The sequence below is a fragment of the Planotetraspora sp. A-T 1434 genome (assembly GCF_025420585.1).
In the GTDB taxonomy this organism is placed as follows: domain Bacteria; phylum Actinomycetota; class Actinomycetes; order Streptosporangiales; family Streptosporangiaceae; genus JAOEGB01.
This window is the reverse complement of sequence record NZ_JAOEGB010000006.1, coordinates 289,959-296,660: the sequence shown is the minus strand read 5'-3', so window position 1 is coordinate 296,660 and position 6,702 is coordinate 289,959. Positions and strand designations below refer to the sequence as shown.

At 71.1% G+C, this 6,702-nt stretch carries 4 protein-coding genes; all 4 read left to right on the top strand.

All coding sequences use genetic code 11. The annotated features are described in order from the left end of the window. Positions 1-82: 82 nt before the first annotated feature. Genes N5079_RS10865 through N5079_RS10850 form a run of 4 tightly spaced genes read left to right on the top strand, consistent with a single transcriptional unit; the run spans position 83 to position 6,684 of the window. The gene (locus N5079_RS10865; RefSeq protein ID WP_261583478.1) at positions 83-1,387 is read left to right on the top strand and encodes a dihydroorotase; all 1,305 of its coding nucleotides are present in this window, start codon (positions 83-85) and stop codon (positions 1,385-1,387) included. Beyond that, positions 1,384-2,508, top strand: coding sequence for a glutamine-hydrolyzing carbamoyl-phosphate synthase small subunit (gene carA, locus N5079_RS10860; protein ID WP_261583477.1), 1,125 nt, complete (start codon positions 1,384-1,386; stop codon positions 2,506-2,508). The genes N5079_RS10865 and carA overlap by 4 nt, the downstream gene beginning before the upstream one ends. Continuing rightward, positions 2,501-5,785 (top strand): carbamoyl-phosphate synthase large subunit, encoded by a 3,285-nt coding sequence (carB, locus tag N5079_RS10855; RefSeq protein WP_261583476.1) that lies wholly within the window; start codon positions 2,501-2,503, stop codon positions 5,783-5,785. Before carA ends, carB begins: the two co-directional genes overlap by 8 nt. A gap of 41 nt (positions 5,786-5,826) precedes the next feature. After that, positions 5,827-6,684 carry a dihydroorotate dehydrogenase electron transfer subunit gene (locus tag N5079_RS10850; RefSeq protein ID WP_261583475.1) on the top strand — a complete coding sequence of 286 codons (858 nt, stop codon included), beginning with the start codon at positions 5,827-5,829 and terminating at the stop codon, positions 6,682-6,684. Positions 6,685-6,702: the final 18 nt, after the last annotated feature.

The following is a 6,702-nucleotide window of genomic DNA, read 5'->3' as shown; positions in this document are numbered from 1 at the left end:
ATCGGAGGTGCCGAGTGAGGGCCGTACACCTGCTGCTCGGAGACTGTGACATGCGTCCCGAACCCGCCGTCGGAGGTGCCGAGTGACCGTGACCATCCTCATCAAGGGCGCCGCGATCCTCGGCGGCGACCCCGCTGACATCCTCATCAGGGACGGCCTGGTCGCCGAGGTCGGCGACCTCCGCGGCACGACGGCCGATCAGACCGTCGACGCGGCCGGCCTGGTCGCCCTGCCCGGTCTCGTGGACCTGCACACCCACCTGCGCGAGCCGGGCCGGGAGGACGCCGAGACCGTCGAGACCGGCACCCAGGCGGCGGCCCGTGGCGGCTTCACCGCCGTCCACGCCATGGCCAACACCTCCCCGGTCGCCGACACGGCCGGGGTCGTCGAGCAGGTCTGGCGACTCGGCCAGGAGCACGGCTACTGCGACGTCCAGCCGGTCGGCGCGGTCACCTCCGGCCTGGAGGGCAGGCAGCTCGCCGAGCTTGGCGCGATGGCCGACTCGGCCGCCCGCGTCCGCGTCTTCTCCGACGACGGCAAGTGCGTCTCCGACGCCGTGCTGATGCGGCGGGCGCTGGAGTACGTCAAGGCGTTCGACGGGGTCGTGGCCCAGCATGCCCAGGAGCCGCGCCTGACCGAGGGCGCCCAGCTCAACGAGGGCGAGGTGTCCGGCAGGCTCGGCCTGACCGGCTGGCCCGCCGTCGCCGAGGAGGCGATCATCGCCCGCGACTGCCTGCTCGCCGCGCACGTCGGCTCCCGGCTGCACGTCTGCCACGTCTCGACGGCGGGCTCGGTGGAGATCATCCGCTGGGCCAAGTCGAAGGGCTGGGACGTCACCGCCGAAGTGACCCCCCACCACCTGCTGCTCACCGACTCTTGCGCCGAGAGCTCGCCGGTCGGGCCGTACAACCCGATCTACAAGGTGAACCCGCCGCTGCGGACGCGGGAGGACGTGCGGGCGCTGCGTGAGGCGCTGGCCGACGGCACGATCGACTGCGTCGCGACCGACCACGCCCCCCACCCGGTCGAGGACAAGGAGACCGAGTGGGGCGCGGCGGCCATGGGCATGATCGGCCTGGAGACGGCGCTGTCCGTCGTCCAGGAGGCCATGATCGAGACCGGCCTGCTCGACTGGGCCGGCGTCGCCGACCGCATGTCGCTGCGCCCGGCGCGGATCGGCCGCCTGGCCGGCCACGGCCGCCCCGTCGAGCCGGGCGCCCCGGCCAACATCACGCTCTACGACCCGGCGGTCCGGTCGCTCGTGGACCCCACGGCCATGGCCTCCCGGAGCCGCAACACGCCGTACGAGGGGATGACGCTCCCCGGGCGCGTCGTCGCCACGTTCCTCCGCGGCCGTCCGACCGTTCTTGAAGGGAAGCTCGTATGACAGCGCTGCTCGTGCTCGAGGACGGTCGCGTCTTCGAGGGAACGCCCTATGGCGCCGAGGGGGAGACCTTCGGGGAGATGGTCTTCAACACCGGCATGACGGGCTACCAGGAGACGCTGACCGACCCGTCGTATCACCGGCAGATCGTCGCGATGACCGCGCCGCACATCGGGAACACCGGCGTGAACGAGGAGGACCCCGAGTCCGGCCGGGTCTGGGTGTCGGGCTACGTCGTTCGTGAGCCGTCCCGGATCCCCTCCAACTGGCGGTCCACCAAGACCCTGGACGACTACCTGCGCGACCAGGGCGTCGTCGGCATCGCGATGCGCGGGACGCGGGCGCTGACGCGGCACCTGCGTGAGCGGGGGGCCATGCGTGCCGGGATCTTCTCCGGCGCGGCTCAGGCGCCGTTGGAGGAGTTGATCGAGCGGGTACGGCGTTCGCCCGGCATGGAGGGGGCGGACCTCGCCAAGGAGGTCTCGACGGCCGAGCCGTACGTCGTGGCGGCACGCGGGACCAAGCGGTTCACGGTCGCGGCCGTGGACCTGGGCATCAAGGCGATGACGCCGCAGCGGCTGGCGGAGCGGGGCTGTGAGGTCCATGTGCTGCCTGCGAGCGCGACGGCGGACGACGTCCTCGCCCTCCGCCCGGACGGCGTCTTCTTCTCCAACGGCCCCGGCGACCCCGCCACCGCGGACTACGCCGTCGCCGCCCTGCGCGGGGTCCTGGACTCCGGCACGCCGTTCTTCGGCATCTGCTTCGGCAATCAGATCCTCGGCCGCGCGCTCGGGCTGGGGACGTACAAGCTGCGGTACGGCCACCGCGGCGTGAACCAGCCCGTCCAGGACCGCCGCACGGGCAAGGTGGAGATCTCCGCGCACAACCACGGCTTCGCCGTGCAGGCCCCGCTCGACGGGCCCTTCGAGACGCCGTACGGCCGGGCCGAGGTGAGCCACGTGAACCTCAACGACGGCTGCGTGGAGGGCCTGCGGCTGCTCGACCGGCCGGCGTTCAGCGTGCAGTACCACCCCGAGGCGGCGGCGGGCCCGCACGACGCGGCGTACCTGTTCGACGAGTTCTGTGAGCTGATGGACCGCACAAAGGGGGAGAAGGGTGCCTAAGCGCACGGACATCGAGTCGATCATGGTGATCGGTTCCGGGCCGATCGTGATCGGGCAGGCGTGCGAGTTCGATTACTCGGGCACGCAGGCGTGCCGGGTGCTGCGGGCCGAGGGGTTCCGGGTGATCCTGGTGAACAGCAACCCGGCGACGATCATGACGGATCCGGAGTTCGCCGACGCGACCTATGTCGAGCCCATCACGCCGGAGATGGTCGAGAAGGTCATCGCGAAGGAGCGGCCGGACGCGTTGCTGCCGACGCTGGGCGGGCAGACCGCCTTGAACGCGGCGGTCGCGCTGCATGAGGCCGGCGTGCTGGACAAGTACGGCGTCGAGCTGATCGGAGCGAACTTCGACGCGATCCAGGCGGGGGAGAACCGGGAGCGGTTCAAGGAGATCGTGGCGAAGGTCGCCGCGGAGCGGGGGCTGAACGCCGAGTCGGCGCGCAGCGTGATCTGCCACAGCATGGACGAGTGCCTGGCCGCCGCGCGGGAGCTGGGGTATCCGGTGGTGGTGCGGCCGTCGTTCACGATGGGCGGCGCGGGCTCGGGGTTCGCCCACGACGATAGCGAGCTGCGGCGCATCGCCGGGGCGGGCCTGGACGCCTCTCCGACCACCGAGGTGCTCCTGGAGGAGTCGATCCTCGGGTGGAAGGAGTACGAACTGGAGGTCATGCGGGACCGGGCCGACAACGTCGTCATCGTGTGCTCGATCGAGAACATCGACCCGATGGGCGTGCACACGGGGGACAGTGTGACTGTCGCGCCGGCGTTGACGCTGACCGACCGCGAGTATCAGAACATGCGGGACGTGGCGATCGCGGTGATCCGTGAGGTGGGGGTGGACACCGGCGGGTGCAACATCCAGTTCGCGATCGACCCGGCCACCGGGCGGATGATCGTGATCGAGATGAACCCGCGGGTGTCGCGGTCGTCGGCGCTGGCGTCCAAGGCGACGGGGTTCCCGATCGCCAAGATCGCCGCGAAGCTGGCCATCGGCTACACCCTCGATGAGGTGCCCAACGACATCACCAAGGAGACGCCGGCGTCGTTCGAGCCGTCCCTGGACTACATCGTCGTCAAGGTGCCGCGGTTCGCGTTCGAGAAGTTCGCGGGGGCCGATCAGACGCTGACGACCCATATGAAGTCGGTCGGTGAGGCGATGGCGATCGGGCGGTCGTTCCCCGAGGCGCTGCAGAAGGCGCTGCGGTCGATGGAGAAGAAGGGATCGTCCTTCTCCTGGATCGGCGAGCACGGTGCGTTAGAGGACCTGCTGGAGGCGTGCCGGACGCCGCATGACGGGCGGCTGCGCACGATGCAGCAGGCCATCCGCGCCGGCGCCACCCCGCAGCAGCTTGTCGAGGCGACGTCGATCGACCCGTGGTTCGTGGATCAGCTGTTCGCGATCGACGAGGTCGCCCACTCCATCACGACCCTCGACGAGGCGACCCTGGTCAGGGCGAAGACGCATGGGTTCAGCGACGCGCAGATCGCGGAGATCCTCGCCCTCACCGAAGCGCACGTGCGGCAGGTCCGGCACGATCTGGGGGTGCGGCCGGTGTACAACACCGTGGACACGTGCGCGGCGGAGTTCGCCGCGGCCACGCCGTACCTGTATTCGACCTATGACGAGGAGAGCGAGGTCCCCCCGGGGGACCGCCCCAAGGTGATCATCCTCGGCAGTGGGCCGAACCGGATCGGGCAGGGCATCGAGTTCGACTACGCGTGTGTACACGCCTCGTTCGAGCTGTCCAAGGCCGGGTTCGAGACGGTCATGGTCAACTGCAACCCCGAGACGGTCTCGACCGACTACGACACCTCCGACCGGCTGTATTTCGAGCCGCTCACGCTGGAGGACGTGCTGGAGGTCGTGCACGCCGAGCAGGCCGCGGGCCCGGTCGTCGGGGTGATCGTGCAGCTCGGCGGGCAGACGCCGCTGGGGTTGGCGCAGGCGCTCAAGGACGCGGGGGTGCCGGTGGTCGGCACCTCACCGGAGTCGATTCATCTGGCCGAGGAGCGGGGCGCGTTCGGGCGGGTGCTGGCCGAGGCGAACCTGCCCGCCCCGAAGCACGGCACCGCCACGACGGTGGCCGGGGCGCAGGAGATCGCCGCGGAGATCGGCTATCCGGTGCTGGTCCGCCCCTCCTACGTGCTCGGCGGGGCGGGCATGGCCATCGTCTACGACGACGACACCCTCCAGACGTACATGGCCAAGGCGGTGCGGGCGTCGGACAACCCGGTGCTGATCGACAAGTTCCTCGACGACGCGATCGAGATCGACGTCGACGCCCTGTACGACGGCGAGGAGCTCTACCTCGGCGGCGTGATGGAGCACATCGAGGAGGCCGGGATCCATTCGGGTGACTCGGCCTGCGCGCTGCCCCCGATCACCCTCGGGAGTTTCGACATCAAGCGGATCCGCGCGGCGACCGAGGCGATCGCCCGGGGGGTCGGGGTGCGCGGGCTGCTGAACGTGCAGTACGCGATGGCCGCCGGGGTGCTCTACGTTCTGGAGGCCAATCCGCGGGCGAGCCGTACGGTGCCGTTCGTGTCCAAGGCCACCGCGGTGCCGCTGGCCAAGGCCGCGGCCCGGGTCATGCTCGGCGCCACCGTCGCCGAACTCCGCGCGGAGGGGATGCTCCCGGCGACAGGGGACGGCGGCACGCTGCCGTTGGACGCGCCGATCGCGGTCAAGGAGGCGGTGCTGCCGTTCAACCGGTTCCGGGGGGTGGACATCGTGCTGGGGCCGGAGATGCGCTCGACCGGTGAGGTGATGGGCATCGACGAGTTCTTCGGGACCGCGTACGCCAAGTCGCAGGCGGGGGCGTATGGGCCGTTGCCGACCAAGGGGCGGGCGTTCGTGTCGGTGGCGAACAAGGACAAGCGGGCGGCGATCTTCCCGGTGAAGGCGCTGGCGGATCTGGGATTTGAGATTCTGGCGACCGAGGGGACGGCGGAGGTGCTGCGCCGTAACGGTGTCCGTGCCAAGATCGTGCGCAAGCACAGCGACGGGAGTGGTCCCGGCGGTGAGCCCACGATCGTGCGGCGGATCCTGGACGGGGAGGTGGACCTCATCGTGAACACCCCGTTCGGCAGCCCCGGCCAGTCCGGGCCCCGCCTGGACGGGTACGAGATCCGCACCGCCGCCGTCCTGCGCGGCATCCCCTGCATCACCACCGTGCAGGGCCTCGCGGCGGCCGTTCAGGGCATCCAGCACATCGTCCGGGGCGACGTGGGCGTACGGTCGCTCCAGGAGCACGCGCGGAGGCTGAGGGATTAGCTGGGGACCGAGCGGGGCCGACCAGCTGAGGGAGTAGGGGAGTGGCCGGGAGTCCGGTGCAGGTGACGGGCACGGTGCTGACGACGCGCCGGGTTGACGCCTACCATGCGCTGACGGTGGTCGCGCCGGGCATCGCCGACCGGTACCGCCCCGGCCACTTCGTCACGGTCGCCGTCGGCGGCCCGACCACCTCGATGCTGACCCGGCGGGCCTTCGCCATCCACGACGTCAAGCCGGACTATGGTGGCACGGTGGAGCTGGTCTTCACCGTGCGCGGCGCGGGAACGGCCTGGCTGGCCGACCTGCGGGCGCGCGACACGCTGGACCTGGTCGGCCCGCTCGGCCGGCCGTTCCCGCTGCCCCGCGACCCCTGCACCTGCGTGCTCGTCGGCGGCGAGTACGGCTCGGCGTCGCTTTTCTCGCTGGGCGACGCCCTCCAGCAGCGCGGCTGCCGGATCGACTTCGTCCTCGGCGCGGCCGGCGCCGACCGGGTGTTCGGCGCGCTCCGGGCCCGCCGGATGGGCGAGACCACCACGCTCACCACCGAGGACGGCTCGCTCGGCATGCGCGGCCGGGTGACCGACGTGCTGCCCGGCGTGATCGCCGACGCGAGGGCCGACGTGGTCTACGCGTGCGGGCCCATGGACATGCTGCGCGGGGTGACGGCCGTGGCCGCCGAGTTCGACATCCCGGTCCAGGTCGCCGTGGAGGAGCGCATGGCCTGCGGCATCGGCGTGTGCATGACATGCGTCGTGCCGGTGATCGGTGATGACGGGGTGACCCGGATGGTCCGGGCGTGCACGGACGGCCCGGTCTTCCGGGGGGAGCGCGTCCGGTTCGACGACGTCGGAACGATCCCGTTCGACGCGCTCGGCGCTCCCGGAGGACGGCATGCCTGAGCGGGGCCCCCGGCGCAC